Genomic DNA, 26,805 nt, shown 5'->3' with positions numbered 1-26,805 from the left:
GGTGGCCCGATCCGACAACGCCGGCAGATTTTTTTACTTCAGACCTGCGGAATGCGCGCAGCAATCACGCCTGGGTCGTACCAGGTGATCGGCCTGATCTCGAACACGCCGCCCTCGAAGGCCAGCCGGTGCGCTGCGTGGGTGGCTTCCTCGACCGACTCGCACTCCACGATGTAGATGCCCATGAGCTGCTCCTTCGTCTCGGCGAAGGGCCCGTCGGTGACCAGCGGATGCATGTCGCCCGCGCGGCGCACCGTGGTCGCCACATTGGGCATCAGCCGCAGCACGGTGCCGAGCCGGCCCTGGCCTTGGAGGTCCTCGCGCAGGTCGGTGTGGCGTTCGAGCATTTCCTCTTCGACACCGGGCTCCCAGGCGGCCACCGCGGATTCGGAGCCGTAGATGAGGATGGAATAAAGCATGGTCTTCCTTTTCTTTTCCGTGTTTCGTGGGTGGCGGGCGGGGTGGAATCGGGTCAGCCGGGCCTGCCCAGGCGGTCGAGCATCGCCCGGATGTGCGCGGCCTCCGCGGCGGTACGGGCCATGCCCAGGGCGCGAGCGAAGGCGGCGCGGGCCTCGTCGGGGCGCTGCAACTCCATCAGCAGTGCGCCCCGCAGGCCGTGGAAGTGAAAGTAGCCGTCCAGAGCGCCGGCCAGCGGTTCGGTCAGGGCCAGCGCGACCTGCGGCCCGCGCAGCTTGTGCACTGCCACCGCGCGGTTCAGCGTGACGACGGGAGAGGGCTGCAGTGTTTCGAGCGCGGCGTAGAGGCGGTCGATCTCGGCCCAGTCGGTGTCTTCGGCGCGCGCGGCCTGCGCGTGGGTGGCGGCGATGGCGGCCTGCAGCTGATAGGGGCCGGGCTTGCGCTGCCGCAGCGCGCCTTCGACCAGCGCCAGCCCTTCGGCGATGAGCGCGCGGTTCCAGCGGGAGCGGTCCTGGTCTTCGAGCAGGACGACCATGCCGCCCCCGTCGAGCCGTGCATCGGCGCGCGCGTGCTGCAGCAGGAGCAGGGCGGCCAGGCCCATCAGCTCGGGCTCGCCGGGGAAGAGTTCGAGCAGCAGCCGCGCGAGGCGTATCGCCTCTTCGCAGAGCGCGGCGCGCACGTGCTCCTCGCCGCCGCTGGCCGAATAGCCTTCGTTGAAGAGCAGGTAGACGGTGGTGCACACGGCCGCCAGCCGCTCGTCGCGCTCGCGCCGGCCGGGCGTGTCGAAGGGAATGCCGGCCGAGGCCACGCGCTTCTTGGCGCGGGTGATGCGCTGCTCCATCGCGGCCTCGCCGACCAGGAGGGCGCGCGCGATCTCCCGCACCGACAGCCCCGAGACGATGCGCAGCGCCAGCGCGATCTGCTGCGTGAGCGGCAGCTCGGGGTGGCAGCAGACGAAGAGCAGGCGCAGCACGTCGTCGCGGTAGTGCGCCTGGTCGAGCTGCTCGACCAGGGCGGCCTCGGTGTCGTCGAGGTCGGAGATGAGCGCGTCGTCCTCGGGCAACGGCTCGTGCTGGCCGCGCCGGCGCACCTCGTCGAGCGCCGCGTTGCGCCCCACGAAGATCAGCCAGGCCAGCGGGTCGCGCGGCGGGCCGCTCGCGGGCCAGTGCCGCAGGGCGCGCAGGCAGGCTTCCTGGAAGGCCTCCTCGGCCATGTCGAGCTCGCGGAAGTAGCGCAGCAGCGCGGCCACCGCGCGCGGGCGCGAGGCGGCCAGGGTGGTGGCGATCCAGGCGGTGTCGTCGGTCATGCGGTGCGCTTGTCCTTCGTTCTTGCTCACCCAAGGACGCGTCAGTATGCGTCGCGCCGACACGCTCGGCAAAATCGGACGCACTTTCCTCACCGAACAAGAAATGGAGCAATGCGAATGACGCTGGCAATGAGCTGGAGCGAATGGGCCGACCACGACGGCATCGGCCTGGCCGAACGTGTGCGCAAGGGCGACGTGAGCGCGGCGGAGCTGGCCGCGCAGGCTGCCGCCGGCATCACGAGGCTCGATCCGCGGCTCGACGCGGTCGTCGAAGTCTTCGACGACGTGGTGGCCGATCCGCTGAAGGACGGCATGAACCCCGAGGGCGTCTTCGCGGGCCTGCCCTATCTGATGAAGGACCTGGGCCCCACGTTGAAGGGCCGCCTGCAGGAGTTCGGCTCGATGATGATGCAGGGCCACCGCCCGGCAGCCGACAGCTTCCTCACGCAGCAGCTGCGCAAGGCGGGCCTCAACATCATGGGCCGCAGCACCACGCCGGAGTTCGGCGTGTGCAGCTCGGCGGAGAACGCCTTCCACGTCACGCGCAACCCCTGGGACCTCGAATACACCACCTGCGGCTCGTCGGCCGGCACGGCGGCGATCGTGGCCGCAGGCGTGCTGCCGCTGTCGCACGCCACCGACGGCGGCGGCTCCATCCGCATTCCGGCGGGCGTGAACGGCAACATCGGCCTGAAGGTGTCGCGCGGCGTGTTCTCGCTGGCGCCGGGGCTGTCGGATCTTTCGGGGCTGGTGTCGATCCAGGGCTGCCACAGCCGCACCGTGCGCGACACGGCCGCCTTCGTCGATCATTGCCGTGGCGGCGCGCCCGGCGAGTTCATGCCCTTCTGGTCGCCGGCCGAGCCGTACAGCGAGCTCATCCAGCGCGATCCGGGCCGGCTGCGCATCGCGCTGTCGCACGAGTGGGGCGACTTCCGCGCCACGCCGCATTTCGTGGCCGAGCTGGAGCGGGTGGGCAAGTTCCTCGAGGGGCTGGGCCATCACGTCGAATGGGTGCTGCCCGAGATCGACTTCAAGGCCGCCTTCGACGCCCAGACCACCTGCTACATCAGCAACTTCGCGCAGGTCATCGACGGCCACCTGCACCGGCTGGGCCTGGAGCGTCCGCCGGCCGAGCTGCTGGAGCCGATCAACATCAAGATCTGGGAAGCCGGGCTGCACACCTCTTACACCGAGCGCGCGAAGATGCAGGCGGTGTTCAACACCACCTCGCGCGCCTTCGGCGAATTCTTCCAGCGCTGGGACATCATCCTCACGCCCATCACCGCACTGCCCACGCCCAAGGTGGGCACCAGCGAGTACCTCACGACCAGCACGAACCCCTCGGTATACGACTGGTTCGCCAACCTCTGGCAGAACTTCGCGTACACGCCGCTGGCCAACCTGTGCGGCATGCCGGGCATCTCGCTGCCGATGGCGGCGCAGGAAAACGGCCTGCCGCTGGGCATCCAGGCACAGGCGGCGCAGGCCAACGACGGGCTGCTGCTGCAGCTGGCCGCGCAGATCGAGCGGGCGCTGGGCGGCAAGTGGAATGCGGGGCGCCGGCCGGGAGTGCACGTCACGCAGGCGTGACGGGGCCGCCGGCTGCCGGCTCAGAGCAGGTTGCGCAGCGCGGCCTCGATGGCCGCCGCGGTGGCCAGCGGCTTTTCCATCGGGAACAGGTGCGTGCCGTCCAGCATGGCGATGCGGCCCTTGGTGACCTGCTGGGTCATCGCCATGCCCACGCGCTTCATCTCGGCCGACTGGCGCCCGCCGATGAAGGCTGCCTTGCACTTGAGCGGGTGCGCCCGCAGCAGCGCGCCGAGGTTGTGGGGCAGGGTGTTGTAGATGGCGGTCTCGACGTCGCGGTCGAAGCTCAGCGCGCGTGCGTCATCCGCGTCGAAGGTGCCGTGGTCGATGTAGTCGTGCAGCACCTGCTCGTCCCACTTCGCGAAGGCCTTCTTGCTGCGGAAGTGCTCGAACACCGCCTCGCGGTGCTCCCAGCTGTTCTTGCGCTTGCGGCTGATGGCGCCGGGCGACACGCTCTTCATGAGCGGCGTGCGCTTGACCACGTTGAGCGTGTTCGCGCGCCAGCCGCCGAGGATGGGCGAGTCGATCAGCAGCACGCCGCGCGCCAGCTCGGGGTGCTGGGCGGCGCACATCAGGCTCAGGAAGCCGCCGAGCGAATGGCCGATAAGGAACACCGGCGCGCCCGCGCGGTCGGCGCGCGCCTTGGCGAAGTCGGCCAGCTGCTGCACCAGGTGCGGCCAGTTGTCGGTGACGGGGTACTTCGGGTCGTGCCCGAATTTCTCGATGGCATCGACCTCGAAGCCGCGGTTGCGCAGGCTGTCGAGGACGACGCGGTAGGTGCTCGCGGGAAAGCTGTTGCCGTGCGAGAAGACGACGGGGGGCATCACGGCCGTCGCCGGGCCGCCCCAAGGCGGCCGAGCCTCCCCCTCGGGGGGTGGAGAAGCACACGAAGTGGCAAGCCGGGGGGCATCATTTCAGATGAGCTTTTCGTCGGGGGTCGAGATCTTGCGCAGCGGGCTGTGGCGCGTCGCGGGCATCTTCAGCGGGTGCTCGGTATGGCTGTCGTCCCACACCGGGTCCTCGATGCTGTCGAACACCTCGCGCAGTTTCTGGCCCCAGCTGTTGTGCACCATGCGGTAGTAGGGGTTGTCGGCGTCGATGCAGATCACGCGGTCGGTCTCGAGCTTGTTGGCCTCGTAGACCACCATGTCCAGCGGCAGGCCGACCGACAGGTTCGACTTCATGGTCGAGTCCATCGACACGAGCGCGCACTTGGCCGCCTCGTCCAGCGGGGTCTCGGGCGTGAGGACGCGGTCGAGCACCGGCTTGCCGTACTTCGACTCGCCGACCTGGAAGTAGGGCGTCTCGGTGGTGGCCTCGATGAAGTTGCCGGCCGCGTAGACCAGGAAGAGGCGCATGCCCTCGCCCTTGACCTGCCCGCCGAAGATGAAGGACACGTTGAAGTCGAGCCCCGCGTGCTTCAGCGCCTCGGCGTCGCGGTCGTACACATGGCGCACCGCCGAGCCCAGCACGCGGGCGGCGTCGAACATGCTCCTGGCGTTCCAGATGGTGATGGGGGCGCCCTGGCTGCCATCCTCGCGGGTTTCGCGCAGTTCCTCGATCTGGAGGATCTCGCGCACCGACTGCGAGATGCTCAGGTTGCCCGACGAGAGCAGCACCATGACGCGGTCGCCCGGCTGCTCGTAGACGATCATCTTGCGGAATGTGCTGATGTGGTCCACGCCCGCGTTGGTGCGGGAGTCGGAGAGAAACACCAGGCCGGCGTTGAGTTTGATGCCTACGCAGTAAGTCATGGGTTCAGGTTCATCTGGCATGAACTGTGCCGGGTCATGCGGCGCCGAGTTCACGTTTGTTCAGTTTCTGAAGGGCATACAAGGCATCGAGGGCCTCGCGCGGGCTCATCGTGTCGGGGTCGAGCGCGGCCAGCGCGGATTCTACGGCGCTGGCCATGGGTGTTTCGGCCACCGGAGGCGGCGCGAACAGGTCGACCTGTGCACGAGTTTGCGCATGCTGCGATTCAAGTGCCTCCAGCGCCTGCCGCGCGTGGTTGACCACCGCCGCGGGCATGCCCGCCAGCCGCGCCACCTGGATGCCGTAGCTCTTGCTGGCCGGGCCGGGCTGCATTTCGTGCAGGAAGACGATGTCGCGGCCCGCCTCGGTGGCGCTCACGTGCATGTTCACCGCGCCGTGGTGCGTGGCCGGGAACTCGGTCAGTTCGAAATAGTGCGTGGCGAACAGCGTGAAGGCCTTGCTGCGGTCGTGCAGCTGGGCCGCGATGCCGGCGGCCAGCGCCAGCCCGTCGAAGGTGCTGGTGCCACGGCCGATCTCGTCCATGAGCACCAGCGACTGGGCGGTGGCGCTGTGCAATATCTGCGCGGCCTCGGTCATCTCCAGCATGAAGGTCGACTGCGCGTTGGCCAGGTCGTCCGCCGCGCCGATGCGGGTGTGGATCGCGTCGATCGGCCCGAGCCGGCAGGCTGCCGCCGGCACGTGCGAGCCGATGGAGGCCAGCAGCACGATGATCGCCACCTGCCGCATGTACGTCGACTTACCGCCCATGTTGGGGCCGGTGATGACCTGCATGCGCTGCTGCGGCCCCAGTTGCGTGTCGTTGGCGATGAAGCCGCCCGACGACTTCTCGGCCAGCCGTGCCTCCACCACCGGGTGGCGACCCTGCTGGATCTCGATGCACGGGTGCGACACGAAGCTGGGCGCGCGCCAGTGCAGCGTGTGCGAGCGCTCGGCCAGCGCGCACAGCGCGTCGAGCGTGGCGAGGCCGCCGGCCAGTTGCGTGAGCGCGGGCACCGAGGGCTGCAGCGCGTCGAGCAGCTGCTCGTAGAGCCACTTCTCGCGGGCCAGGGCGCGGTCCTGCGCGCTCAGGGCCTTGTCCTCGAAGGCCTTCAGCTCGGGCGTGATGAAGCGCTCGGCGTTCTTCAGCGTCTGGCGGCGGCGGTAGTTGTCGGGCACCTTGGAGAGCGCGCTCTGTGTCACCTCGATGTAGAAGCCGTGCACACGGTTGAACTGCACCCGCAGATTGCCGATGCCGGTGCGCTCGCGCTCGCTGATCTCGAGCTTGAGCAGGAAGTCGTCGCAGTTCTCGCTGATGGCGCGCAGTTCGTCGAGCTCGGCGTCGTGGCCGGTGGCGATCACGCCGCCGTCGCGCACCAGCGCGGATGGGTCGGGCTTGATGGCGCTGGTCAGCAAGGCGGCGCAGCCCGGCGGCGGGGCGAGCCGCTCGGCGATCTGGCCGAGCAGGGCGGACGCCGCGGGCAGCATCGGTGCGAGCTGCTCCGCCTTCGCGAGCGCCAGCTGCAGCGCCAGCAGTTCGCGCGGGCGCACCTGTCGCAGCGCGATGCGCGCGGCGATGCGTTCCACGTCGCTGGTGTTCTTGAGCTGCTCGCGCAGCGTGCGCCAGGGGGCGGCCGTGGCACCGGGGGCCGTGGCCTGCAGCGTGCCGATGGCTTCGAGGCGGCCTTGCGCCTCGGAGCGGTCGCGCCGGGGCGAGAGCAGCCAGCGCTTGAGCAGGCGGCTGCCCATGCCGGTCATGCAGGTGTCGAGCAGCGAGAACATGGTGGGCGAGTCTTCGCCGCGCAGTGTCTGCACCAGCTCGAGGTTGCGCCGCGTGGTGGGCGGCAGCTCGATCAGGTCGCCGTCGCGCTCCACCGAGAGGCGCTGCACGTGCGAGAGCGCCCGGCCCTGCGTGTGCTCGGCGTAGCCCAGCAGCGCGGCCGCCGCGGCGTGCGCGTTGGCGAGCGATTCGGCGTTCCAGGCCGCGAGGCTGTTGCTGCCCATCTGCTCGGCCAGCTTGCGCTCGCCGAGGCCGCCGTCGAACTGCCACGCCGGGCGCAGCGAAAGCGTGAAGGGCGTGGCGGCGCGCGCGGCCTTCAGGCGCTGCTCGAAGGCGGGCGTGACTTCGGCGCTGTAGAGCAGCTCGCTGGGGCCGATGCGCGCGATCCAGGCTTCGAGCGCGTCGGAGGGGCACTCGGCCAGCCGCAGCTCGGCGCCGGTCACGCTGAGCCAGGCCAGGCCGCAGACGTTGCGCGTGCCCGCGTGCACCGAGAGCAGCAGCGAATCGGCCTTGTCGTTGAGAAGCTCGGAGTCGGTCAGCGTGCCGGGCGTGACCACGCGCACCACCTTGCGCTCGACCGGGCCCTTGGCGGCGCCCACTTCGCCCACCTGCTCGCAGATGGCGACCGATTCGCCCAGCTTGATGAGGCGGGCCAGGTAGGTGTCGACCGAGTGGAAGGGCACGCCGCACATCACCACCGGCTGGCCGGCGGACTGGCCGCGCTGGGTGAGCGTGATGTCGAGCAGGCGCGCGGCCTTCTCGGCGTCGGCCCAGAAGAGTTCGTAGAAGTCGCCCATCCGGTAGAACAGAAGGGTGTCCGGATGGTCGGCTTTCAGGCCCAGGTACTGGGCCATCATCGGCGTGTGCCCAGAGAGGTCTGTCTTGGTCATTTCAATCAGTTGCTTGCGATCCATGCCGCCGGCGCGCGGGGCATGGGGGGCAGGTGGGGGACGTTCCTAGGCATTTTCCGCGCGGCTCTCCGTTCGGCCGGCCCCATGGCCGCCCTCGAGCGGCCACTGCCTCGTCTTGAGCATGAACAGCTCGAAGAGGCCCGGCGCCATCGAGCGGTCGCCGGCCTCCCACTGCTGCCATCCGCGCAGCGAGGCCTGCACCGTCTGCGCGGCCTCGGTCTGCGTGAGGCCCGCGGCAATGCGGGCGTCGCGGACGGCGGCGGGCGAGGGGCTGGAGTGCTTGTTCGGGGAGGGCATGGGAGGCATGGCGCATGACGCCTGCGCGCACGGGTGAAAGTGCCGCGGGCATTCTACGTTCAATGCGCGTATCGCCGGCCTGCGCCCGGCGCCGTGTTCGCCGCCGGCCTGAAGCGGAATTCGTCGCGCGGTGATCCGGCGCGCCCGGCCTTGCGTACCACGGGACCAACCACTGCCGACGTCCCGCCATGCCCCGAGCCTCCAGCGCATCCGCCGCCATCCACTGGGTCGAACAGGGTCTGGTGCCCGACGGCGCCGTCCGCATCGGCGTGCGGCGGCTGCTGCGCCAGCGCCTGGCCGAACTGGACAGCGGCAACCCCGAGGCCGTCGCGCGGCACTCGCAGGCATTCTTCGACGAACTGCGCAACGCCCCGCTGGCCCTGCTGCCCGAGAAGGCCAACGAGCAGCATTACGAGTTGCCGGCTGATTTCTTCGCCGCAGTGCTCGGGCCGCACCGCAAGTACAGCTGCTGCTGGTGGCCCGAAGGGGTCGACACGCTGGAGCAGGCCGAGGCGGCCGCGCTGGCCGAGACCTGCGCGCGTGCGGGCCTTGCAGACGGGCAGCGCATCCTCGAACTCGGCTGCGGTTGGGGTTCGCTGAGCCTGTGGATGGCCGAGCGCTTTCCGGGCTCGCGCATCACGGCGGTGTCCAACTCGCATTCGCAACGGATGTTCATCACTGCCGAGGCCGCGGCCCGCGGCCTGGGCAACCTCGAGGTGATCACCTGCGACTTCAACGACTTCGAGACGGCCGGGCGCTTCGACCGCGTGGTGTCGGTGGAAATGTTCGAGCACCTGCGCAACTGGCCGCGCGCCTTCTCGAACGTCGCGCGCTGGCTGAATCCGCAGGGGCGCTTCTTCATGCACGTGTTCGTGCACCGCGAGGCGCCGTATCCCTTCGAGGTGCGCGACGCGAGCGACTGGATGAGCCGCTACTTCTTCTCGGGCGGCATGATGCCCGGCGACGACCTCGCCCTGCGCTGCCAGGACGACCTGCGCCTGCTGAACCAGTGGCGCTGGAACGGCCGCCACTATGCGAAGACCTCCGCCGCCTGGCTGGCGCGCATGGACGCCCGGCGCGACGAGCTCATGCCGCTCTTGGCTTCCGTCTACGGCGAGAGCGAGGCGCCCATCTGGTGGACGCGCTGGCGCCTTTTCTTCATCTCGGTGGAAGAGTTGTTCGGCTACGCCGAAGGCGGCCAGTGGTGGGTCGCCCACTACCTGTTCGAGAAGCGCTGATGCCGGCGCGCGCCCTGGCTCTCGCCCTGGCGATGGCCGCCTGCATGGCCTTCACGGCCTCGGCGCAGGAGGGCGCGACCGAGGAAGGCGAGTGGAACTTCACCGCCACGCTCGACGGCAAGCCCATCGGCACGCATCGCTTCGCGGTCGGCGGCAGCGCGGCGGCGCGCAGCGTCGACAGCCGCGCCGACTTCGTCGTGCGCATGCTCGGCGTGCCCGTCTACCGCTATCGCCATCACGCCGGGGAGCGCTGGGCCGGCGACTGCCTGCGCGAACTGCGCGCCGACACCGACGACGACGGCACGCGGCAGCAGGTCGCGCGCCGCTTCGAGGACGACTGCGTGATGACTTTCGCCTACTGGAACCCCCGCCTGCCGAAGCAGCAGCGCCTGGTCGATCCGCAGACCGGCAAGCTGGAGCCGGTGCGCTTCGAGCCGCTGCCCGACACCAACATCGAGGTCCGCGGCCAGCCCGTGCGGGCGCGGGGCTGGCGCCTGCAGGCCGCACAGCAGCGCATCCGCATCTGGTATGCCGCCGACAGCGGGCGCTGGATCGGGCTGGACGCCCAGACCAAGGGCGACCGGCAGCTGAGTTACCGATTGACTTCTCCTACTGGCGCACCATGAAACCTTCTGCCCGCACCTTGTCCATCGCCTACCTGTGGGCACTCTTGAGCTTTCTCGTGCTGGACGCCGTGTGGCTGTCGCTCATGGGCCCGCGCCTGTACAAGCCGGCGCTCGGCGACCTGATGGCGTCCGACGTCGACTGGCTCGCGGCGGTGCTTTTCTATGCCATCTACCTGGCGGGCCTGCTGGTCTTCGCGATCGCGCCGGCCTTGGCAGAAGGCTCGGCCGGCGTGGCACTGCGGCGCGGCGCCTTCTTCGGGCTGGTGGCCTACGCCACCTACGACCTCACCAACCAGGCGACGCTGCGCGACTGGCCCTGGGCCATCACCATCGCGGACCTGGTGTGGGGCAGCTTCGTGAGCGGCGTGGCGGCCTGGGTGTCTGCCCGCCTCACATCCCGACGAGCGAACCCAGCACGCGCGCGATAGCGCTTTCGAAGCGCAGGCGGCCGTCCAGTGAGGCGAGGCAGATGCACTCGCTGCCGTCCTGGACCACGGGCTGGTGGTGGATTTCTCCATCCGCCGCGTCGAAATCCCCCGGGCCGAACAGGGCCCGCCCGTCGTGGAAGCGGCCGTGCAGCACCTGGGTCAGCTCCAGCCCCTGGTGCGTGTGCTGCGGCAGGTACTTGCCGGCGGCGATGCGCAGCAGGAAGACGTTCGCATCCGGCGCCTCGGGCACGCTCACGCGGCTCCAGCGCATGCCGGGGCCGATCCAGCGCCATGGCGTGGCGCTGCAGTGGGCGAGGGCGCGTGGCCAGCGCGCGCCGGGCGGCAGCGGCGGCGGCGCGCTCACCCGCACGGTCCCGGCAGGCGCGTTCTCGAGCGCGTCGATCGCTGCCCAGGTGCGCGCCAGCGCATCGTCGGCCATCGGCACGGGCTCAAGTTCGTCGAGCAGGATGCCGCCCAGGGCATCGAGCGTGCGCGCGCGCTCGCGGCACAGCGGGCACAGTTCGAGGTGGCTGGCCAGTACCAGCCGCGTTCCGGCCGGCAACTGGCCGGAGGCCCGGGCCAGCAGCAGGTCGTCGTCGGGGTGGTGTCGGATGTCCATCATCAGCGTTCCAGCAGGCGGCGCAGCTGAGCGACCGCCAGGCGCACGCGCGACTTCACGGTGCCCAGCGGAATGCTCAGCTGGGCCGCGATGCGGGCATGCGGTTCGTCTTCGAAATAGGAAAGGTGCAGCACCTGCTGCTGCTCGGGCGGCAGCTGCCGGAAGGCGCTGCGCAGGCGTTCGTTCAGGCGCGAGGCATGCAGCCCGTCGTCGAGCGAGGCGCCGTCCGCCTGGAGCAGGTCGAAATCGAACTCTTCCTCGGCCGACTCCACGCCCTGGCGCCGCCGCAGCGCGTCCACGCGCAGGTTGCGCGCGATGGTGAAGATCCAGGTCGAGACGGCGGCCTGCGCCGGGTCGAACAGCGCGGCCTTGCGCCACACGCTCACCAGCGCTTCCTGGGCCAGTTCCTCGGCCTGCAGTTCCGGGCAGCCGATGTGCATCAGGTAGTGCTTGACGCGCGGCGCGAAGTGCGAGAAAAGCCGCGCGAACGCCTCCCTGTCCTGCCGTTCGGCCACGGCCGCCAGGGCCTGCGCCCAGAGGTCGTCGGAGCGGCGCGGCTGCTTGAAATCGGTCACAACAACAGTCAAGTTGGGCGCTCGGCGGCCGCGGGGCACCGGAATGCCCGCAGGTTGGGTGGATGGGTCGGGAACGGCGGCCATGCTAACCCTTACGCAATCCGGCCGCGATCGGATCATCGCCGCAATGCGCCATGGTCCAAATGGTGGTTTCCTGCGTACAAGCTCCAACACTTGGATACGCACCATGCCGCCCTTCGACCCCCAGCCCGCCCAGCCCACCGTCCTCGCGACACCCATCTCGCCGGGGCAGGGCCAGCGCATCGCCGTCGTCGGCACCGGCATCTCGGGGCTTTCCTGCGCCTGGCTCTTGTCCCAGCGGCACGAAGTGACGGTGTTCGAGAGCGAATCGCGCCTCGGTGGGCACAGCAACACGGTGGACGCGCCCGGCCGCGAAGGCACGGTGCCGGTGGATACCGGCTTCATCGTCTACAACGAGCCCGCCTATCCGAACCTGAGCGCCTTGTTCCGGCACCTGGGCGTGCCGACCGCGGCCTCCGACATGTCCTTCGCCGTCAGCCTCGATGCCGGCCGCCTCGAATACGCAGGAACCGACCTGCGCGGCCTGTTCGCGCAGAAGCGCAACCTGGCGAGTCCGAGGTTCTGGTCGATGCTGCGTGAGTTGCTGCGGTTCTACCGCGAGGCGCCGCGCGATGCCCAGGCCGCCGGCGACCAGGCGCTGGACGACTACCTGGACGCCCGCGGCTACGGCCGCGCGTTTCGCGACGACCATCTCTATCCCATGGCGGCCGCCATCTGGTCGGCGCCCGCCGCGCGGGTGGGGCGCTATCCGGTGGCGGCCTTCGTTCGCTTCTGCGAGAACCACGGCCTGCTGCAGATCAGCGACCGGCCGGTCTGGCGCACCGTGGCCGGCGGCAGCCGCGAGTACGTGCAGCGCCTGAGCCGGCCTTTTGCCGACCGGGTCCACCTCGACCAGGCCGTGCTCGAACTGCATCGCGAGCCCGGCGGCGTGCGCATCCGCACCACCGGCGGCTGGTGGCCCGAGCGCTTCGATCACGTCGTGCTGGCGACCCACGCCGACCGGTCGCTGGCGCTGCTGCCCGACGCCTCCAGCGCCGAGCGAGCCCTGCTGGGCGCATTTCCCTACAGCCGCAACCTGGCCGTGCTGCACCGCGACCCGGCACTGATGCCGGCGCGCCGCTCCGTGTGGTCGAGCTGGAACTACCTCGGAACGCGCGGCAGCGGCGCCGCCCCGACGGTGACCTACTGGATGAACCGGCTGCAACCCCATCTGCCGCAGGGTTCGCGGGCCGAGCCGATCTTCCTGACGCTCAACCCCGTCGCCGGCCCGCGGCCCGAGCACCTGATCCGCACGGAGGTCTACGACCATCCGCTGTTCGATGCCGCCGCCATGGCCGCGCAGCGCCACCTCTGGAACCTGCAGGGCCAGCGCCGCACCTGGTTCTGCGGCGCGTACTTCGGCTCCGGCTTCCACGAGGACGGGCTGCAGTCCGGCCTGGCGGTCGCCGAGGCGCTGGGTGGCGTCCGCCGGCCCTGGAGCGTGCCTCGGGAATCCGGGCGCATCCACCTGCCTCAGGCCGCGCAGGCAGCGCAGGCGGCGAGGGCGGTCGCCCCATGAGCGGGCAGGGCGGCTCGGCGCTCTATGTCGGGCGCGTCATGCACCAGCGGCTGCGGCCCAGGCGGCACCGGCTCGCCTACCGCGTCTACAGCGTTCTGGTCGACATCGACGAGCTGCCGCAGCTGAACGTCCGGCTGCGCCTGTTCTCGGTGGACCGCTTCAACCTGTTCAGCTTCCACGCCGCCGACTACGGCGACGGCTCGGGCCGCGACCTGCGCGCCCAGGTCGAGGCGCGGCTGCGTGAGGCCGGCCTGCCCACGGGCGGGGCGATCCGGCTGCTGACCATGCCCAGGCTGCTCGGCCACGTCTTCAACCCGCTCAGCGTGTGGTTCTGCCACGCCCCGGGGGGTGAGCTGCAGGCGATGGTCTACGAGGTCAACAACACCTTCGGGCAGCGGCACAGCTACCTGATTCCGGTGGACGACGCCGCCGCCCCGGTCATCGATCAGCGCTGCGACAAGCAGATGTACGTCTCGCCCTTCAACGGCATGGACCTGCGCTACCGCTTCCGCATCGCGCCGCCGGGCGAGTCGGTGTCGATCGGCGTGAGCGTGCACGATGCCGACGGCGCCGTGCTCAACGCGCGCCAGGACGGCCAGCGCACCGCGCTGAGCGACGTCGCGCTGCTGCGCGTCTTCCTGACCCATCCGCTGCTGACCCTCAAGGTCGTCGCGGCCATCCACTGGCAGGCACTGCGCCTGTGGATCAAGCGCGTGCCACTGCATCCGCGTCCGGTGGCCCCGGAGCGCGACATCACCATCGTTTCCACGAGCGAGACTCCATGAGCCTGACCACGCCCTCCGCCCCCGTTCTCGACGCCGTGCCGTCCTTCTCGCCGCTGCGGCGCCTGCTCGCGCGCACGCGCTTCGGCCGGCTGGCGCTGACGCTGCCCGGCGGGCGCAGCATCGAGGTGGCCGGCCGCGAGCCGGGCCCGCATGCCAGCCTGCGCCTTTCGAGCTGGCGGCCGATCGTGCGGCTGTTCATGCAGGGCGACCTCGGCCTGGCCCTGAGCTTCCGCGACGGCGAATGGGACAGCCCCGACCTGCTGGCCCTCTTCGAATTCGGCCTGGCCAACGAGGCCGCCTGGGGCTCGCTGCTCAAGGGCCGCGGCCCTTCGCGCTGGCTGGCGCGGCTGCTGCACCTGGCGCGCAGGAACAGCCGCAGCGGCAGCCGGCACAACATCTCCTTCCACTACGACCTGGGCAACGAGTTCTACCGGCACTGGCTCGACGACAGCATGCTGTATTCGAGCGCGATCTTCAGCGACGAGCCCGACGACACTCTCGAGGCCGCCCAGGCGCGCCGCCTCGATGCCATCCACCGCATGCTCGACACCCCGCAAGGCGCGAACGTGCTCGAAATCGGCTGCGGCTGGGGAACGCTGGCGGCGAGCCTGGCCCGCCGGCACGAGGCGCGCGTGACGGGGCTCACGCTGTCCGCCGAGCAACTGGCCTTCGCCCGCGAGCGCGGCCAGGCATGGGGCGTGGCCGAGCGGCTCGACCTGAGGCTGCAGGACTACCGCGACGTGCAGGGCCGGTTCGACCGCATCGTGTCCATCGAGATGATCGAAGCCGTCGGCGAGGCCTACTGGCCCGCCTACTTCGCGACCCTGCGCGACCGCCTCGAGCCCGGCGGTGTCGTGGTGCTGCAGGCGATCACCATCGCCGACGAGCACTTCGACAGCTACCGCCAGGGCGCCGATTTCATCCAGCACTGCATCTTCCCGGGCGGCATGCTGCCCAGCCCGAGCGTGCTGCAAGAGCAGGCACGGCGCGCGGGGTTCGTCATCGAGACTTCGCACTGCTTCGGAATGGACTATGCGCGAACGCTCGCCGAGTGGCGCCGGCGGTTCCTGGCGGCCTGGCCGCAGATCGAGCCGCTGGGCTTCGATGCCGCGTTCAAGCGGCTGTGGACCTACTACCTGTCGTATTGCGAGGCCGGTTTTCGCTCCGGGCGCATCGATGTGGGGCTGTACCGGCTGCGTGCGGCCGATGCCTGAGGAGGGCGCCGGCGGCAGATGGCGAGCGCGGTGTCAGGGCGTGTAGCCGCCCGCCTTTTCGAGCGCGTCGCGAAGCGCGGCGGCCTGCGCCCTGATCGCCTCGGCCTGCTGCCCGGACAGCCGCGAGAGGTTGCGCACCTGCGCGCCGATGCGCTGGTGCTTCGCGAAGCGCTCGCGGTGCCTGAGCAGGAAGTCCCAGTAGAGCGTCGTGAAGGGGCAGGCCTCGGGCCCCTGGCTGACGCCGGGCCGGTAGCGGCACTGGGCGCAGTACTGCCCGCCGCTCATGCGCTCGATGTACTTGCCGCTGGCGATGTAGGGCTTGCTCGTCATCACGCCGCCGTCCGCGTACTGGCTCATGCCCGCGGTGTTGGGCAGCTCCACCCATTCCACCGCATCGACGTAGATGGCGAGATACCACTCGTGGACCTCGCGCGGCCGCACGCCGAGCAGCAGCGCGAACAGGCCAGTGATCATCAGGCGCTGGATGTGATGGGCGTAGCCCAGGCGCAGCGTCTGCCGGATCGCGTCCGACAGGCAGGCCATCGGCGTATCGCCGGTCCAGTAGAAGGCCGGCAGCGGCGCCCGCGCATCCAGCGCGTTCGACTCCACGAGGCCGGGCATGGAGGTCCAGTAGACGCCGCGCACATATTCGCGCCAGCCCAGCACCTGGCGGATGAACCCTTCGGCGCTCGGCAGCGGAATGCGGCCCTCCTGCCAGGCGCGTTCCACCCGCGCGACCACTTCGCGCGGCTCGATCAGCTTGAGGTTCATCGCGGCCGAGAGGTGGGCGTGCCACAGCCAGGGCTGGCCGGGCCAGATCGCGTCCTGCCAGGGGCCGAAGCCGGGCAGCCGCTCGTCGACGAAGCGCTCCAGCGCCAGCAGCGCCTGCTCGCGCGTCACCGGCCAGGCGAAGCCATCGAGCTCGCCCGGATGGCGTTCGAACTCCCGGGCCACCAGCGCCAGCACCTCCTGCGTGATCGCGTCGGGCTCGAAGCGGGCGGGCTCGGGCACGATGCCCGGACCCTCGGCGCCGAAGGGCTGGCGGTTGTCGGCATCGAAATTCCAGCGCCCTCCGGCGGGCCCGTAGCTTTGCGTTCCTTCCTCGCCTTCCATCAGCACGCGGTGCTGGCGGCGCATCTGCCGGTAGAAGTTTTCCATGCGCAGGGTGCGGCGGCTGCGGGCATGGTCGGCGAACTCGCGCACGGTACAGAAGAAGTGGCGGTCGTCGCGCAGCTCCAGCGCGAGCCCGGCCTCTGCGGCGGCGCGACGCAGCGCGCGCAGCACGCGCCAGTCGCCCGGCGCGGTCATCACCAGCCGCTCGGGCCGCAGCAGCCGGATCGCACGCGCCAGTTCGCCGGCCAGGCTGCCGGTGTTCGCGGGATCGTCCAGGCTCACGTAGTGCAGCGGCCAGCCGCGCTCGCGCAGCAGCCGCGCGTGATGGCGCATGGCGGACAGGAACAGGGCGATGCGGATGCGGCTGGAGGCGACGTGCGTGGACTCCTCGCGCACCTCGGCCATCCAGATGCCGTCCTGCGCGGGATCGAAGCCGTCGAAGGCCGAGGCCTTGCTGTCCAACTGGTCGCCCAGCACCAGCACCAGGTGACGGATCGGCGGCGTCATGAACGGCTCGCCCGCACCGGGGCTGGCGTGATCGAAGCTGGCATCGTGACTCCCGGAAATGCGGCGGCCCGGGCCGAACGTCGCCGGCCCCGCAACTTCCCTACGCCGCAGGGCCGTGCCCGGATCACCGCCGCAGCTTTCGCCGAACAGGCCCGGTCCGCATGAAGACACTGCTGCGCCAGTACGGCCCCACCGTTCTCAACCTCGTGGTCTTCCAGGCCGCCTGGTTCGCGTGCGTGCTGGGCGCCGCGCGCGGCGCCCCCGGTTGGGGCGTGGCGGCCTGCATCGGCGCCGTGCTGCTGAACCTGTGGTTCAGCGATGCGCGCCGCGACGAACTGCTGCTGGCGCTGTGCGCGGTGCTGCTGGGCCTGGCATGGGACACCGGCATGGCGCGCGGCGGCGTGCTGGTCTATGCCTCGCCGGGGCCCTGGCCGGGCGTGGCGCCCGCGTGGATCCTGGGGCTGTGGGCGCTGTTCTCGACCACGCTGCGCGGGCCGCTGCGCTGGCTGCACGGGCGCTGGCTGCTCTCGGCCGTGATCGGCGGCGTGGGCGGTGCCTTGTCTTACGCGGCCGCGGTGCGGATGGGGGCCGGCCACTTTCCCGACCCCAGCCGGGCGATGCTGGTGCTGGGGGCCGGCTGGGCGGTGATCACGCCGCTGCTCGTGGAGCTGGCGCGCTGGCTGGGGCAGCGCGCCACCCGCCGCATGCTGCGCTGATTCCGCCGGGCCCGTCTGCTTCAGAGCCGCATGAGGCTCAGCCCGCCACCCATTCCTCCTGGCTGACCCAGCAGTTGCGTCCACCCTGCTTGGCCTTGTAGAGCGCGGCGTCCGCCGCCTCGACGAGCCGCTGCTCCGGCGCGTGCGACTGCGGGTCCTGCAGGGTCGCCACGCCGATGCTGACGGTGACCTGCCCATGCGGGCTCTCGCTGTGGGTGATGCCGAGCGCGCGCACCTGTTCGAGCATGAGTTCCGCGACCTTGCGGGCGCCCTGCAGGCCGGTGCTGGGCAGCACGATCGCCAGCTCCTCTCCGCCGTAGCGCGCGACCAGGTCGCCCGGGCGCCTGATGCTGCGCCTGAGCGCCATCGCGACGGCCCTCAGGCACTGGTCGCCGGCGACGTGGCCATAGGCATCGTTGAAGCTCTTGAAGTAGTCCAGGTCCAGCAGCAGCAGCGACAGGGCCGTGCCTTCCCTGGCCGCGCGGCGGGATTCCTGCGCCAGCACTTCGTCGAAGCTGCGGCGGTTGGCCAGGCCGGTGAGCGGGTCCTGCGTTGCCAAAATCTCCAGCCGGCGGTTGGCCTGCAGCAGGTCCTCGCGCGCGGCCATCAGCGAAGCCTCGGCTCTGATCCGCCGCCCGATGTTGATGATCAGCTTCCAGCCCACCGCCGCCACCGCGGTCAGCAGGGCGCCGACGACGGCGAGCGTCAGCAGCGCCTGGTGCCTCCAGGCCTGCAGCGCCTGGTCGCGGCCCACCGCCACGGTGGTCAGCACCGGGTAGCGGTCGCTCTTGCGGAAGGCGTAGAGCCGCTTCGTTCCATCCACGCTGGAGCGGAACGATGCTGTACCCGAAGTGCCCGAGAAGTGGCGCTGGAAATTGACCGACTTCGAGAAATCGAGGCCGACGTACTTCTCGCGGTAGGGATAGAGCACCAGCATCTGCCCCGTGTTGGTGCTCAGGCCGATGGTGCCGGTGTCGGGCAGGGCGATGGTTCCGAATGCGCGCAGGAAGTTCTGCAGGCCCAGGCCGATGACGACGACGCCTGCGAACCGGCCCTTGTCGTCTTCGAGGCGTCGGCTGACCGTGATACCCCATTCGCCGGTGAACGGATTGCGAAGCGGCGGGCTGATGAGGACATCGTTGGAGCGCGTGTCGCGGTGATGCACGAAGTAGGGCCGATGGGCGCTGTTGGTGCCCGGCGGAACCTGTCCCTTGGAGTAGATCAGCCAGTCGCCCCTGGCATCGAGGACGGCGACGCCGTCGAGCGGGTCGAGCAGGCGCTTCTGCCGCTCGACCAGCGACTGCACGCGCTGCAGGTGCGCGTGCGGGTGACCGTCGGCCTTCAGCGTCTCGGTCACGCCCTGCAGCAGCATGTCGCTCTGGGTGAAGATGCCTTCGGCGTAGATGTTCAGCGCCTGGGCGAGATTGAGGTTGTTGGTGTCGGCTGCGGCCAGCGTCTGTTCGCGCGATGTCCAGAGCTGCCAGCCGGTGGCTGCCGACACCGAGACCATGACGGCCGCGAGCAGGGTCTTCGCAAGGCGAACGTCCCGCTTCACTTGAGCGACTCCTCGAGCAAGCTTTTTCTCATCGACTTCCTCCCTTTTCCCCATCTTGTGCGTTGCGGCGTCTGCGCTGCGCCGCTGGACTGCGTTCACCGGTCTCGCGCCGGCCGGACCATGGCGAACTCTAGCCGAGCCGGCCGAAGCCCCGGCGACAGCCCCACCGGCGGCAGCGGGAGGCCCGTGGCACCATCGAAGGCTTCCACCAACGTGAACTGCGAGGGCATCGATGCTGATCAACTGCGTCGCCTACGAAAACGGCTCCAAGCTCGCCGACATATCGGTCGAGGACATCAGCGAATACATCAGCCGGCCCGGCTGCTTCGTCTGGGTGGCGCTGAGCGATGCCTCCGACGAGGAACTGCGCGAGATGCAGAAGGAGTTCGGCCTGCATCCGCTGGCGGTGGAAGACGCCCACCACGGTCACCAGCGCCCGAAGATGGAGGAGTACGGCCACTCGCTCTTCGTCGTCATGCACCTGGTGGAGCCCTCGGCCGAGGGCGAGCACTGCATGAACGTGGGCGAGGTCGACGTATTCGTCGGCGCCAACTACGTGCTGTCGGTGCGCAACCGCAGCAAGCAGGGCTTCCTGGGCGTGCGCGAGCGCTGCGAGCGCGAGCCGGAGTTGCTGCGCCACGGCGCCGGCTTCGTGCTGTACGCGCTGATGGACGCGGTGGTCGACCGCTACTTCCCGGTGATCGACGCGCTGGAAGTGGAGCTGGAGTCCATCGAGCAGCAGATATTCGGCCAGGGCGGCGCGGCGCGCGACAAGATCAAGCAGCTCTACGACCTGAAGCGGCGCAGCATGGTCCTCAAGCGCGCGGTGGCGCCGCTGGTGGAGGCGGCCGGCAAGATGCACGGCGGGCGCGTGCCGCAGATCTGCATGAGTTCGCAGGAATACTTCCGCGACGTGGGCGACCACCTGGCGCGCATCAACGCGTCGATCGACGCGATGCGCGACACCGTCGCCACGGCGATCCAGGTGAACCTGTCGATGGTCACCATCGAGGAGAGCGAGGTCACCAAGCGCCTTGCGGCCTGGGCCAGCATCTTCGCGGTGTGCACCGCCTTCGCCGGCATCTGGGGCATGAACTTCGAGAACATGCCGGAGCTGAAATTCCGCTACGGCTACGGCATAGCGCTGGGGCTGATCGTGAGCACCTGCGGCTATCTCTACTACCGGTTCAGGCGCGCGGGGTGGCTCTAGAGACTCCCAAGAGCCTCGGATGCCCGCGTTGCTAATGCTCAACTAATAAACATGTAGACAATCAAGTCCCTTATGAAAAGGGACTTCACGCAGCGCTTCGGCTTCCTCGTCAAGAGCGTGGGCAAGCTCTACAGCGAGGAGTTCGACCGCCTCGCGCGCGAGCGCATCGGGCTCACCAGCGCGCAGTGCCGCCTGCTGGGCGCGCTGGCGATGCATGGCGATGAAGAAGAGCCGCTCTCGCAGGCCGAGCTGGCACAGCGGCTCGACCTCACCCCCATGGCCGTGGCCGGCCTGTGCGACCGCATGGCCGCCGCCGGCTGGATACGCCGCGAGCCCAGCCCCACCGACCGCCGCGTCAACAGGATCCACCTGGAGCCCAGCGCAGAGAAGGCGCTCGACAGCGCCCTGAGCATCAGCGACGGGCTCAACGCCCGCGTGATGTCGGTGCTCTCGCAGGCCGAGCGCGCCCAGCTGCTGAGCCTGCTCGCGCGGGTGCACGGCAGCCTCGTGGAGATCACCTCGCCGGCCGGCCGCAAGCCGTCATGAGCGTCGCGCCCGGAACCACCGTGCCGCATCGCGGCATGATCACCATCTCGATCATGCTGGCGACCATCATGCAGGCGCTGGACACCACCATCGCCAACGTGGCGCTGCCGCACATGCAGGGCAGCCTGCAGGCCTCGCAGGACCAGATCACCTGGGTGCTCACCTCGTACATCGTGGCCTCGGCCATCGCGCTGCCGCTCACGGGCTGGCTTTGCGGGCACTGGGGGCGCAGGCGCGTGTTCATCATCTCGGTGATCGGCTTCACCGTGGCTTCGGCGCTGTGCGGGCTGGCGACCTCGCTGGTGGGCATCGTGGCCGCGCGGCTGCTGCAGGGCATCTTCGGCGCGGCGCTGGTGCCGCTGTCGCAGGCGGTGCTGCTGGACATCAACCCGCGCGAGAAGGTCGGCCAGGCCATGGCCATCTGGGGCGCGGGCATCATGGTCGGGCCCATCCTCGGGCCGCTGCTGGGCGGCTGGCTCACCGAGAACTTCGATTGGCGCTGGGTGTTCTTCATCAACCTGCCGGTGGGCGTGTTCGCCTTCTGGGGCATCGCGCGCTACCTGCCCGAGAGCCGGCCGCAGGGCGAGCGGCTGGACATCTTCGGCTTCGTCACGCTGAGCATCGCCATCGGCATGCTGCAGCTCTTCCTCGATCGCGGCGAGCAGCTCGACTGGTTCGAGTCGTGGGAGATCAAGCTCGAAGCCGCGGCCGCGCTGGTGGCCTTCTGCTTCTTCGTGGTCCATACCTGGACGGTGCAGGGCGTCTCCTTCTTCGACCGCGACCTGCTGAAGGACCGCAACTTCGTCACCGGCCTGCTGTTCGCGTTCATCGTCGGCATGATCCTGTTCGCGACCATGGCCTTGCTGCCCAACTTCCTGCAGGGGCTGATGGGCTACCCGGTGATCTACACCGGCGAGGTGACCGCGCCGCGCGGCGTGGGAACGATGATCGCGATGATCATCGTCGGGCGGCTGGTGCAGCGCATCGACGTGCGCGCGATCATGGCGCTGGGCTTCGGCCTCACGGCCTTCTCGCGTTACCAGATGACGCGGCTCACGCTGCAGATGGACAGCACGCTCATCGTGGTCTCGGGCTTCATCCAGGGGCTGGGCATCGGCTTCACCTTCGTGCCGCTTTCCACCGCCACCTTCGCCACGCTGGCGCCGAGGCTGCGCAACCAGGGCACGCCCATCTTCAGCCTGCTGCGCAACATCGGCAGCAGCGTGGGCATCTCGATCGTGCAGGCGCTGCTGACCGAAGGCTCGAGCAGGGCGCATGCGCAGATCGCCTCGACCGTGGCGCCGGGCAACGCGGCGCTCGCGACCCTGCCGCAGACGATGTCGCCCGACACCGCCACGGGGCTTGCGCTGCTCAACGCCGAGGTGACGCGGCAGGGCGCGCTGATCGGCTACCTCGACGACTTCGCCATCATGATGATCATCACGGTGCTGGCGATTCCGCTGCTGCTGCTGATACGCAGCCCGAGGCGCAGCGCGGCGGCTTCAGGCCCGGCTGAAGTGCCGCACTGACCCCGGCATTTCTCCCTCCCCAGCGGGGTAAGGAGCAAACCCCGGCTCACTCGTCGTGCGAATCGTGCGTGGCCACCGCACCGCGGCGCCAGTAGCCCGAGGCCCGCGTCCATTTCGGGTTCGCGCCGCGCTCGCCCACCAGGTGCGCGCGCAGCGCCTTGGCGATGGCCGATTCGCAGCCCACCCACGCGTGGAAGTCGCCGGCAGGCAGCTGCATGGCCTTCAGCGTGTCGACAAGCACGGGGCTCAGGCCGGGCTCGGTGCCTCGGCGGTGCGCCCATTTCAGGGTGAGCTCGGCCTGCGTGTCGAACGCGATCTCGTCGGCTTCGCTGTCGACTTCCGCCAGCACCACCGCGCGCGAGCCGGCGGGCAGTTCGGCGAGGCGCCGCGAGATCGCGGGCAGGGCGGTGTCGTCGCCGATCAGCAGGTGCCAGTCGAATTCGGTCGGCAAGATGAACGAACCGCGCGGGCCGCCCACGCCGAGGATGTCGCCGGGTTTCGCCTGCTCGGCCCATTGCGTGGCCGGACCGGCCTCGTGCAGCGCGAAGTCGATCTCGAGCGTGCCGGCCTTCGCGTCGTGGTTGCGCGGCGTGTAGTCGCGCATGGTGGGGCGGCCTTCGGGCCACACCGGGCCTTCGGGGCCCATGGTGGGCAGGCTCAGCTTGCCGGTGGCGGCGTCGGGAAAGAACAGCTTCACGTGGTCGTCGAAGCCCGGGCTGTAGAAGCCCGCGAGGTCATCGCCGGCGAGCGTGACGCGGATCAGGTGCGGCGTGACGCGCCGCGCCGTCTTCACCGCGAGCTTGCGGAAGCGCAGCTCGTGGCGCACCCGGCGGGGCGTGCGGTCCGGCCCGATGGGTGCCGTGGACGCTGGTGATGTACTGAAGTCAGTCATTGCGGAAATCCTGTTGCGAGACAGGGTTGGTTGGGATTCGGGTTGCCCTCGGCCCCTCAGATCCTTTCGATCTGCTGGGCTGCGGCGTCGAGCACCGCGGCAAATTCGTGCGCCTGTTGATCGGTCAGCGGCGCGCCCGTCAGGCGCATGCGCATCGCGAGCTTGAGGTTCTCGATGGCGCGCGTGACCTGCGGCGGGCGTCCGCCGCGCGGGCCGGCGCCGTCGACGCCGCCGCTCATGCGGGCCATCATGGCGTCGGCCATCTCGCGGTTGGCCGCGAGGAATTCGCGGCCGCTGTCGGTGATGCTGTAGCTCTTGCGGCCGCTGCCGTCGGCGGTGTCTACGCTGAGATAGCCCATCTCCTCGAGCAGCGTGAGCGTGGGGTAGACCACGCCGGGGCTGGGCGCGTAGCTGCCGCCGAGGCGCTCTTCGATGGCCTTGATGAGTTCGTAGCCGTGCGAGGGCTTGTCGGCGATGAGCTGCAGCAGCACGAAGCGCAGGCCGCCATGGCCGAATACGCGCCCGCCGCCGCCACGTCCGCCGCGATGACCGCGGCCCCCGCCGGAAAGGCCGTCGTCGTGCTCGCCGCGGGCGACGTGGCAGTGGTGATGGCCATGGCCGAAGTGGAAATGTCTCATGGTGGGGATCCTTCTTGAGGTATGTCTGAATTATTTTAGATATATCTAAAATTTAGTCAAATCGATACCCGGAACGAAGGGCGTGCCTCTTATTGGCCAAGGCCCGAATTCATCGGATGTCCGGACGTCCGTTCTGGTTAACATCTGCCCTTCCTCGGGGCTGCGGCGTGCCTGCCACGCCAATCCGGCGCCAGTTCGCCGCGCGTGCGGCCCCACCATTTGTCAACCTGCCTGGCATCCGCCGGATGCATGGGCGCTTCGAACACAGGGAGTTTCAATGGGGATGATGGACACGCTCGGCCACGCGATGATGGACAACGACAAGCTTCACTTCGACGCGGCTGAGGCGCTCTCGGGCCAGGAGCAATGGCTGGTCACGCTCAGCGCGCCCTTGTCCGCCTTCAACGGCGACTTCGTGAACGCGGTGGCCACCGGCAAGGACAACGACGTGCTGCGCGAAGGCATCGCCGACGTGTGGAGCGTGCACGACCGCGCCAGCTTCGAGCAGACCGCCCGATGGCTCGTCGAGGAAGGGCAGCGATCGGCCTACCGGTCCCTTTGGAACGCCATTGCCGCGATCGACACGGCAACGCAGGAAACGCCAGCGGTCCTGCGCATGGTGATGGACGCCTTCTTCCCCTCGTTCTTCCAGATCAAGGCGCGCAAGAGCCTGGACTACCGCGAGCTCTCGGCGCAGAGCGGCAAGCCGATGGCGGACCTGGCCCAGTTGATGGCGGGCAGCCGCAGCTGGGTGGATGAGCTGCGCAAGCACTTCAAGGCTTCGCCCGCCGACATATCCAGCCTGGTCGCGTGGGACGCCGTGCGCCTGGCCAGCCTGTCGCGCTGGGCGGTGCAGCTCGGCTACATCGAGCGCGCGGAGTTCGCGGGCTTTGCCGGCGGGCTCGCCAGGCAGGTGCGCGAGGCGTACGGCAGCTGGCCGCAGGTGAGCGCTGCCTACATCGCCGGCGGCCTGATCTGGAAGTATTCCGATGCGCGCGAAGAGCACCTGCTGCGCACCAACCGCCTGCTGCTGAGCGACGCGCGCAGTCCCTATCGCAGCGTGCCGTTTGCCGGCTGAAGCGGCGGCCGGCCCGTTTCCCGCCCGGGCTCGCCCGGCGTCGTCGATGCCGCCGGTACCGGCAGGCGCAGCAGCAGGCTGGTTTCGCCGGGCTGCGAGCGCACGGTGAGCGTGCCTCCCAGCGCAGCGGCGCGCGTGCGCATGTTCGCGAGGCCCTTGCCGGCGAACGCCGCTTGCGTGTCGAAGCCGCGGCCGTTGTCCTGCAGCTCGATCTCGATGGCGCGTTCCCCGGAGCCTTCCAGCAGCCTCGCGCCAAGGCCGGCCTGCGTCGCCTGCGCATGCGCCATCAGGTTTCCGAAGGCTTCGAACAGCAGCATCTGCAGCTGGTGCGATTCGCGTGCGGTCCAGCCCGTCATCGTGGGCAGGGAACCGACGTCCCATCGCAGCTCGATGCCGGCAGCCTGCAGGCGAGGGCCGAGGCGGTAGCGCACGCTGCCGAGTGCGGAGGCCACGTCGCCTTCGCAGCCGTGCATGGCGTCCACCGTGAGCTTGAGCTGGTCGACCGCGTCGCGCAGGTGCAGCGCCACGTCGTTCATGGCGGCGCCGGGCTGCTGGGCCATCTGCAGGAGGCCGACCAGCTGGCCGCCGAGGCCGTCGTGCAGGTCCTGCGTGAGGCGCTGGCGCTCTTCCAGCGCGCCGCGTGCCTTCTCGCCTTCGCGTTCGCGCGCGAAGACGGCTTCGAGCGCCGCGTTGCGCTCGGCCAGCTCGGCCTCGAGCGATGCGTTCATCTGCGCCACGGCGCGCACGTCCTTGCGCATGCGCTCGGCGATCACCCAGGCCAGCGAGATCGCGAAGCCCACCCACGCGAAGCGTATCCAGGGCACCACCGCATAGGCCTCGGGCGAGGTGCGCATCACCCAGTTGTCGCGCGCGGCGCTCAGCACCACCAGCACCACCGCCACGCCCAGCACGCGGTGCTCCAGTACCGGGCTGCGCACCGCCACCCGCAGCACGACCACCACCATCGCCAGGCCGGACAGGAAGAAGAGGATCTGCCACGCCGGCATCAGCCACAGCAGCGGCACCGTGATGCCCAGCGTGGCCGTCACCGGAGACAGCAGCGCCAGCAGGCCGAGAAAGCGCGCGAGCCGCGAGTCTCCCTTGCCCACCACCGACAGCGCGAAGCGGCACAGCAGCGGCACCGCCGCCTGGAAGGCCGCCAGCGGCACCACGCCCCACCAGGGCCACGGCAGCGGCGCATGGGTGAAGAGCACCCGCGCCGTCTGCACCGACCAGAGCAGCTCGCCCAGGCCGTAGTAGAGATACAGCGACTCGCGTTGCCGCAGCCACACCAGCAGCGACAGCGCCCCGAGCACGCCGCTCACGATGGCGATGAAGCGCCCGCCGCTGATCTGCCAGAAGAGCGCGTCTTCATACAGCGGCCGGATCTCCGCCTCGGTGCCCGCCACCACTGGCGAGAGCCCGCCCTGGCGCGCGGCCTGCGCGGCGACGACGATCTCCACGCGCCGCACCGGGGCCGATGAATCCGGCAGCGCGAAGTACTGCGGCGTGAACGAGGCATCGTCGTACGGCCCCGGCGGAAAGGTGCCGAATCGCGCCAACTCCCGTCCATCGACCAGCACCCTGAAGCTGTTGCCGATGCGCGGCACGAACAGCGCGTGCGGCACGCTCGGATCGGTGACGGGAACGTCGAACGCGAAAGCCGCCTCGCCATCGACCGCGCCCTGCCGCTGGTCCCAGTTGTAGGGCAGCTGCACCGCGTGCGGCTGCGGCGGCTGGTCCGTGGGGTGTTTGCCATGCAGCGTCAGCGTGAGCTGAGCCTGTTCGACGAGCGTGACGGCCCTGGCGGGGAAGCTCCAGCCGGTGCCCAGCAAGAGGAGCACCAGCAGCGCCAGCAGGCGCAGTCCAGGCATTTCTTGTTGTTGTCG

At 69.7% G+C, this 26,805-nt stretch carries 25 protein-coding genes; 12 read left to right on the top strand and 13 right to left on the bottom strand.

Going from position 1 to position 26,805, the window contains the following annotated elements:
• Positions 1-38: 38 nt before the first annotated feature.
• Positions 39-419 carry a YciI family protein gene (locus ACAM57_RS20690; protein WP_126024243.1) on the bottom strand — a complete coding sequence of 127 codons (381 nt, stop codon included), beginning with the start codon at positions 417-419 and terminating at the stop codon, positions 39-41.
• A gap of 53 nt (positions 420-472) precedes the next feature.
• Positions 473-1,723 carry an RNA polymerase sigma factor gene (locus ACAM57_RS20685; protein WP_369658725.1) on the bottom strand — a complete coding sequence of 417 codons (1,251 nt, stop codon included), beginning with the start codon at positions 1,721-1,723 and terminating at the stop codon, positions 473-475.
• A 117-nt stretch (positions 1,724-1,840) separates the two neighbouring features.
• Here ACAM57_RS20685 and ACAM57_RS20680 point away from each other — a divergent pair, with 117 nt between their 5' ends.
• Complete coding sequence (locus ACAM57_RS20680; protein ID WP_369658724.1) at positions 1,841-3,313, top strand: amidase; 1,473 nt, start codon at positions 1,841-1,843, stop codon at positions 3,311-3,313.
• Between the two features lie 20 nt (positions 3,314-3,333).
• On the opposite strand, the gene ACAM57_RS20675 is transcribed toward ACAM57_RS20680, so the two are convergent.
• The 4 genes from ACAM57_RS20675 to ACAM57_RS20660 all read right to left on the bottom strand — a co-directional run bounded on the left by ACAM57_RS20675 (position 3,334) and on the right by ACAM57_RS20660 (position 8,047).
• Complete coding sequence (locus ACAM57_RS20675; RefSeq protein ID WP_369658723.1) at positions 3,334-4,134, bottom strand: alpha/beta fold hydrolase; 801 nt, start codon at positions 4,132-4,134, stop codon at positions 3,334-3,336.
• A gap of 90 nt (positions 4,135-4,224) precedes the next feature.
• Positions 4,225-5,064, bottom strand: coding sequence for a proteasome-type protease (locus ACAM57_RS20670; protein ID WP_126024247.1), 840 nt, complete (start codon positions 5,062-5,064; stop codon positions 4,225-4,227).
• A 34-nt stretch (positions 5,065-5,098) separates the two neighbouring features.
• On the bottom strand, positions 5,099-7,729 hold the full coding sequence (mutS, locus tag ACAM57_RS20665) for a DNA mismatch repair protein MutS (RefSeq protein ID WP_369658722.1): 2,631 nt from the start codon (positions 7,727-7,729) through the stop codon (positions 5,099-5,101).
• Positions 7,730-7,795: 66 nt separating this feature from the next.
• Positions 7,796-8,047: an XRE family transcriptional regulator gene (locus tag ACAM57_RS20660; protein ID WP_369658721.1), complete on the bottom strand. Its 252-nt coding sequence runs from the start codon at positions 8,045-8,047 to the stop codon at positions 7,796-7,798.
• 188 nt (positions 8,048-8,235) lie between these two features.
• On the opposite strand from ACAM57_RS20660, the gene ACAM57_RS20655 reads away from it, so the two are divergent.
• From ACAM57_RS20655 to ACAM57_RS20645, 3 genes are read left to right on the top strand one after another with little or no spacing between them, the layout of a single operon-like run.
• Complete coding sequence (locus ACAM57_RS20655; protein WP_369658720.1) at positions 8,236-9,285, top strand: cyclopropane-fatty-acyl-phospholipid synthase family protein; 1,050 nt, start codon at positions 8,236-8,238, stop codon at positions 9,283-9,285.
• Positions 9,285-9,911, top strand: coding sequence for a DUF6134 family protein (locus ACAM57_RS20650; protein WP_369658719.1), 627 nt, complete (start codon positions 9,285-9,287; stop codon positions 9,909-9,911). Before ACAM57_RS20655 ends, ACAM57_RS20650 begins: the two co-directional genes overlap by 1 nt.
• Positions 9,908-10,339, top strand: coding sequence for a DUF2177 family protein (locus ACAM57_RS20645; RefSeq protein ID WP_369658718.1), 432 nt, complete (start codon positions 9,908-9,910; stop codon positions 10,337-10,339). The genes ACAM57_RS20650 and ACAM57_RS20645 overlap by 4 nt, the downstream gene beginning before the upstream one ends.
• On the opposite strand, the gene ACAM57_RS20640 is transcribed toward ACAM57_RS20645, so the two are convergent.
• Positions 10,302-10,961 (bottom strand): ChrR family anti-sigma-E factor, encoded by a 660-nt coding sequence (locus ACAM57_RS20640; RefSeq protein ID WP_369658717.1) that lies wholly within the window; start codon positions 10,959-10,961, stop codon positions 10,302-10,304. The genes ACAM57_RS20645 and ACAM57_RS20640 overlap by 38 nt on opposite strands.
• On the bottom strand, positions 10,961-11,533 hold the full coding sequence (locus ACAM57_RS20635; RefSeq protein ID WP_240650761.1) for a sigma-70 family RNA polymerase sigma factor: 573 nt from the start codon (positions 11,531-11,533) through the stop codon (positions 10,961-10,963). Before ACAM57_RS20635 ends, ACAM57_RS20640 begins: the two co-directional genes overlap by 1 nt.
• Before the next feature lie 187 nt (positions 11,534-11,720).
• Here ACAM57_RS20635 and ACAM57_RS20630 point away from each other — a divergent pair, with 187 nt between their 5' ends.
• Genes ACAM57_RS20630 through ACAM57_RS20620 form a run of 3 tightly spaced genes read left to right on the top strand, consistent with a single transcriptional unit; the run spans position 11,721 to position 15,132 of the window.
• The gene (locus tag ACAM57_RS20630) at positions 11,721-13,133 is read left to right on the top strand and encodes an NAD(P)/FAD-dependent oxidoreductase (protein ID WP_369658716.1); all 1,413 of its coding nucleotides are present in this window, start codon (positions 11,721-11,723) and stop codon (positions 13,131-13,133) included.
• Entirely contained in the window at positions 13,130-13,918 is a 789-nt protein-coding gene (locus ACAM57_RS20625; protein ID WP_369658715.1) for a DUF1365 domain-containing protein, read from the top strand. Before ACAM57_RS20630 ends, ACAM57_RS20625 begins: the two co-directional genes overlap by 4 nt.
• Positions 13,915-15,132: a class I SAM-dependent methyltransferase gene (locus ACAM57_RS20620; protein WP_369658714.1), complete on the top strand. Its 1,218-nt coding sequence runs from the start codon at positions 13,915-13,917 to the stop codon at positions 15,130-15,132. The genes ACAM57_RS20625 and ACAM57_RS20620 overlap by 4 nt, the downstream gene beginning before the upstream one ends.
• A gap of 33 nt (positions 15,133-15,165) precedes the next feature.
• Here the strand turns inward: ACAM57_RS20620 and ACAM57_RS20615 are convergent, their stop codons facing one another.
• Positions 15,166-16,752, bottom strand: coding sequence for a cryptochrome/photolyase family protein (locus ACAM57_RS20615; protein ID WP_369658713.1), 1,587 nt, complete (start codon positions 16,750-16,752; stop codon positions 15,166-15,168).
• 161 nt (positions 16,753-16,913) lie between these two features.
• Between ACAM57_RS20615 and ACAM57_RS20610 the strand changes: the two genes are divergently transcribed.
• Positions 16,914-17,468 (top strand): DUF2878 domain-containing protein, encoded by a 555-nt coding sequence (locus tag ACAM57_RS20610; protein WP_369658712.1) that lies wholly within the window; start codon positions 16,914-16,916, stop codon positions 17,466-17,468.
• Between the two features lie 37 nt (positions 17,469-17,505).
• Here the strand turns inward: ACAM57_RS20610 and ACAM57_RS20605 are convergent, their stop codons facing one another.
• Positions 17,506-19,023 carry a sensor domain-containing diguanylate cyclase gene (locus tag ACAM57_RS20605; protein ID WP_369658711.1) on the bottom strand — a complete coding sequence of 506 codons (1,518 nt, stop codon included), beginning with the start codon at positions 19,021-19,023 and terminating at the stop codon, positions 17,506-17,508.
• Positions 19,024-19,255: 232 nt separating this feature from the next.
• On the opposite strand from ACAM57_RS20605, the gene ACAM57_RS20600 reads away from it, so the two are divergent.
• The 3 genes from ACAM57_RS20600 (at position 19,256) to ACAM57_RS20590 (ending at position 22,308) form a co-directional block, all read left to right on the top strand.
• The gene (locus tag ACAM57_RS20600; protein WP_369658710.1) at positions 19,256-20,233 is read left to right on the top strand and encodes a magnesium and cobalt transport protein CorA; all 978 of its coding nucleotides are present in this window, start codon (positions 19,256-19,258) and stop codon (positions 20,231-20,233) included.
• A 72-nt stretch (positions 20,234-20,305) separates the two neighbouring features.
• A complete protein-coding gene (locus ACAM57_RS20595; protein WP_369658709.1) occupies positions 20,306-20,779 on the top strand; it encodes a MarR family winged helix-turn-helix transcriptional regulator in 474 nt (157 codons plus the stop codon).
• Positions 20,776-22,308, top strand: a complete 1,533-nt coding sequence (locus ACAM57_RS20590) for a DHA2 family efflux MFS transporter permease subunit (RefSeq protein ID WP_369658708.1) — start codon at positions 20,776-20,778, stop codon at positions 22,306-22,308. Before ACAM57_RS20595 ends, ACAM57_RS20590 begins: the two co-directional genes overlap by 4 nt.
• Positions 22,309-22,354: 46 nt before the next feature.
• Here the strand turns inward: ACAM57_RS20590 and ACAM57_RS20585 are convergent, their stop codons facing one another.
• Both ACAM57_RS20585 and ACAM57_RS20580 read right to left on the bottom strand, forming a co-directional pair.
• On the bottom strand, positions 22,355-23,200 hold the full coding sequence (locus ACAM57_RS20585; RefSeq protein WP_126024263.1) for a siderophore-interacting protein: 846 nt from the start codon (positions 23,198-23,200) through the stop codon (positions 22,355-22,357).
• 56 nt (positions 23,201-23,256) lie between these two features.
• A complete protein-coding gene (locus ACAM57_RS20580) occupies positions 23,257-23,838 on the bottom strand; it encodes a PadR family transcriptional regulator (protein ID WP_369658707.1) in 582 nt (193 codons plus the stop codon).
• A gap of 277 nt (positions 23,839-24,115) precedes the next feature.
• On the opposite strand from ACAM57_RS20580, the gene ACAM57_RS20575 reads away from it, so the two are divergent.
• Positions 24,116-24,916 (top strand): DUF1266 domain-containing protein, encoded by an 801-nt coding sequence (locus tag ACAM57_RS20575; protein WP_369658706.1) that lies wholly within the window; start codon positions 24,116-24,118, stop codon positions 24,914-24,916.
• On the opposite strand, the gene ACAM57_RS20570 is transcribed toward ACAM57_RS20575, so the two are convergent.
• Complete coding sequence (locus tag ACAM57_RS20570; protein ID WP_369658705.1) at positions 24,889-26,790, bottom strand: hypothetical protein; 1,902 nt, start codon at positions 26,788-26,790, stop codon at positions 24,889-24,891. The genes ACAM57_RS20575 and ACAM57_RS20570 overlap by 28 nt on opposite strands.
• Between the last annotated feature and the right edge of the window lie 15 nt (positions 26,791-26,805).

Origin of the sequence: Variovorax sp. V15 (assembly GCF_041154425.1) — a bacterium.
In the GTDB taxonomy this organism is placed as follows: domain Bacteria; phylum Pseudomonadota; class Gammaproteobacteria; order Burkholderiales; family Burkholderiaceae_C; genus Variovorax; species Variovorax guangxiensis.
This window is presented reverse-complemented; position numbering and strand designations above follow the sequence as displayed.

Bases quoted from the DNA above. Each gene is read 5' to 3' on its own strand.
- ACAM57_RS20690 (WP_126024243.1), bottom strand. From the start codon at position 419: ATGCTTTATTCCATCCTCATCTACGGCTCCGAATCCGCGGTGGCCGCC.
- ACAM57_RS20685 (WP_369658725.1), bottom strand. From the start codon at position 1,723: ATGACCGACGACACCGCCTGGATCGCCACCACCCTGGCCGCCTCGCGC.
- ACAM57_RS20680 (WP_369658724.1), top strand. From the start codon at position 1,841: ATGACGCTGGCAATGAGCTGGAGCGAATGGGCCGACCACGACGGCATC.
- ACAM57_RS20675 (WP_369658723.1), bottom strand. From the start codon at position 4,134: ATGCCCCCCGTCGTCTTCTCGCACGGCAACAGCTTTCCCGCGAGCACC.
- ACAM57_RS20670 (WP_126024247.1), bottom strand. From the start codon at position 5,064: ATGACTTACTGCGTAGGCATCAAACTCAACGCCGGCCTGGTGTTTCTC.
- mutS (WP_369658722.1), bottom strand. From the start codon at position 7,729: ATGACCAAGACAGACCTCTCTGGGCACACGCCGATGATGGCCCAGTAC.
- ACAM57_RS20660 (WP_369658721.1), bottom strand. From the start codon at position 8,047: ATGCCCTCCCCGAACAAGCACTCCAGCCCCTCGCCCGCCGCCGTCCGC.
- ACAM57_RS20655 (WP_369658720.1), top strand. From the start codon at position 8,236: ATGCCCCGAGCCTCCAGCGCATCCGCCGCCATCCACTGGGTCGAACAG.
- ACAM57_RS20650 (WP_369658719.1), top strand. From the start codon at position 9,285: ATGCCGGCGCGCGCCCTGGCTCTCGCCCTGGCGATGGCCGCCTGCATG.
- ACAM57_RS20645 (WP_369658718.1), top strand. From the start codon at position 9,908: ATGAAACCTTCTGCCCGCACCTTGTCCATCGCCTACCTGTGGGCACTC.
- ACAM57_RS20640 (WP_369658717.1), bottom strand. From the start codon at position 10,961: ATGATGGACATCCGACACCACCCCGACGACGACCTGCTGCTGGCCCGG.
- ACAM57_RS20630 (WP_369658716.1), top strand. From the start codon at position 11,721: ATGCCGCCCTTCGACCCCCAGCCCGCCCAGCCCACCGTCCTCGCGACA.
- ACAM57_RS20625 (WP_369658715.1), top strand. From the start codon at position 13,130: ATGAGCGGGCAGGGCGGCTCGGCGCTCTATGTCGGGCGCGTCATGCAC.
- ACAM57_RS20620 (WP_369658714.1), top strand. From the start codon at position 13,915: ATGAGCCTGACCACGCCCTCCGCCCCCGTTCTCGACGCCGTGCCGTCC.
- ACAM57_RS20615 (WP_369658713.1), bottom strand. From the start codon at position 16,752: ATGACGCCGCCGATCCGTCACCTGGTGCTGGTGCTGGGCGACCAGTTG.
- ACAM57_RS20610 (WP_369658712.1), top strand. From the start codon at position 16,914: ATGAAGACACTGCTGCGCCAGTACGGCCCCACCGTTCTCAACCTCGTG.
- ACAM57_RS20600 (WP_369658710.1), top strand. From the start codon at position 19,256: ATGCTGATCAACTGCGTCGCCTACGAAAACGGCTCCAAGCTCGCCGAC.
- ACAM57_RS20595 (WP_369658709.1), top strand. From the start codon at position 20,306: ATGAAAAGGGACTTCACGCAGCGCTTCGGCTTCCTCGTCAAGAGCGTG.
- ACAM57_RS20590 (WP_369658708.1), top strand. From the start codon at position 20,776: ATGAGCGTCGCGCCCGGAACCACCGTGCCGCATCGCGGCATGATCACC.
- ACAM57_RS20585 (WP_126024263.1), bottom strand. From the start codon at position 23,200: ATGACTGACTTCAGTACATCACCAGCGTCCACGGCACCCATCGGGCCG.
- ACAM57_RS20580 (WP_369658707.1), bottom strand. From the start codon at position 23,838: ATGAGACATTTCCACTTCGGCCATGGCCATCACCACTGCCACGTCGCC.
- ACAM57_RS20575 (WP_369658706.1), top strand. From the start codon at position 24,116: ATGGGGATGATGGACACGCTCGGCCACGCGATGATGGACAACGACAAG.
- ACAM57_RS20570 (WP_369658705.1), bottom strand. From the start codon at position 26,790: ATGCCTGGACTGCGCCTGCTGGCGCTGCTGGTGCTCCTCTTGCTGGGC.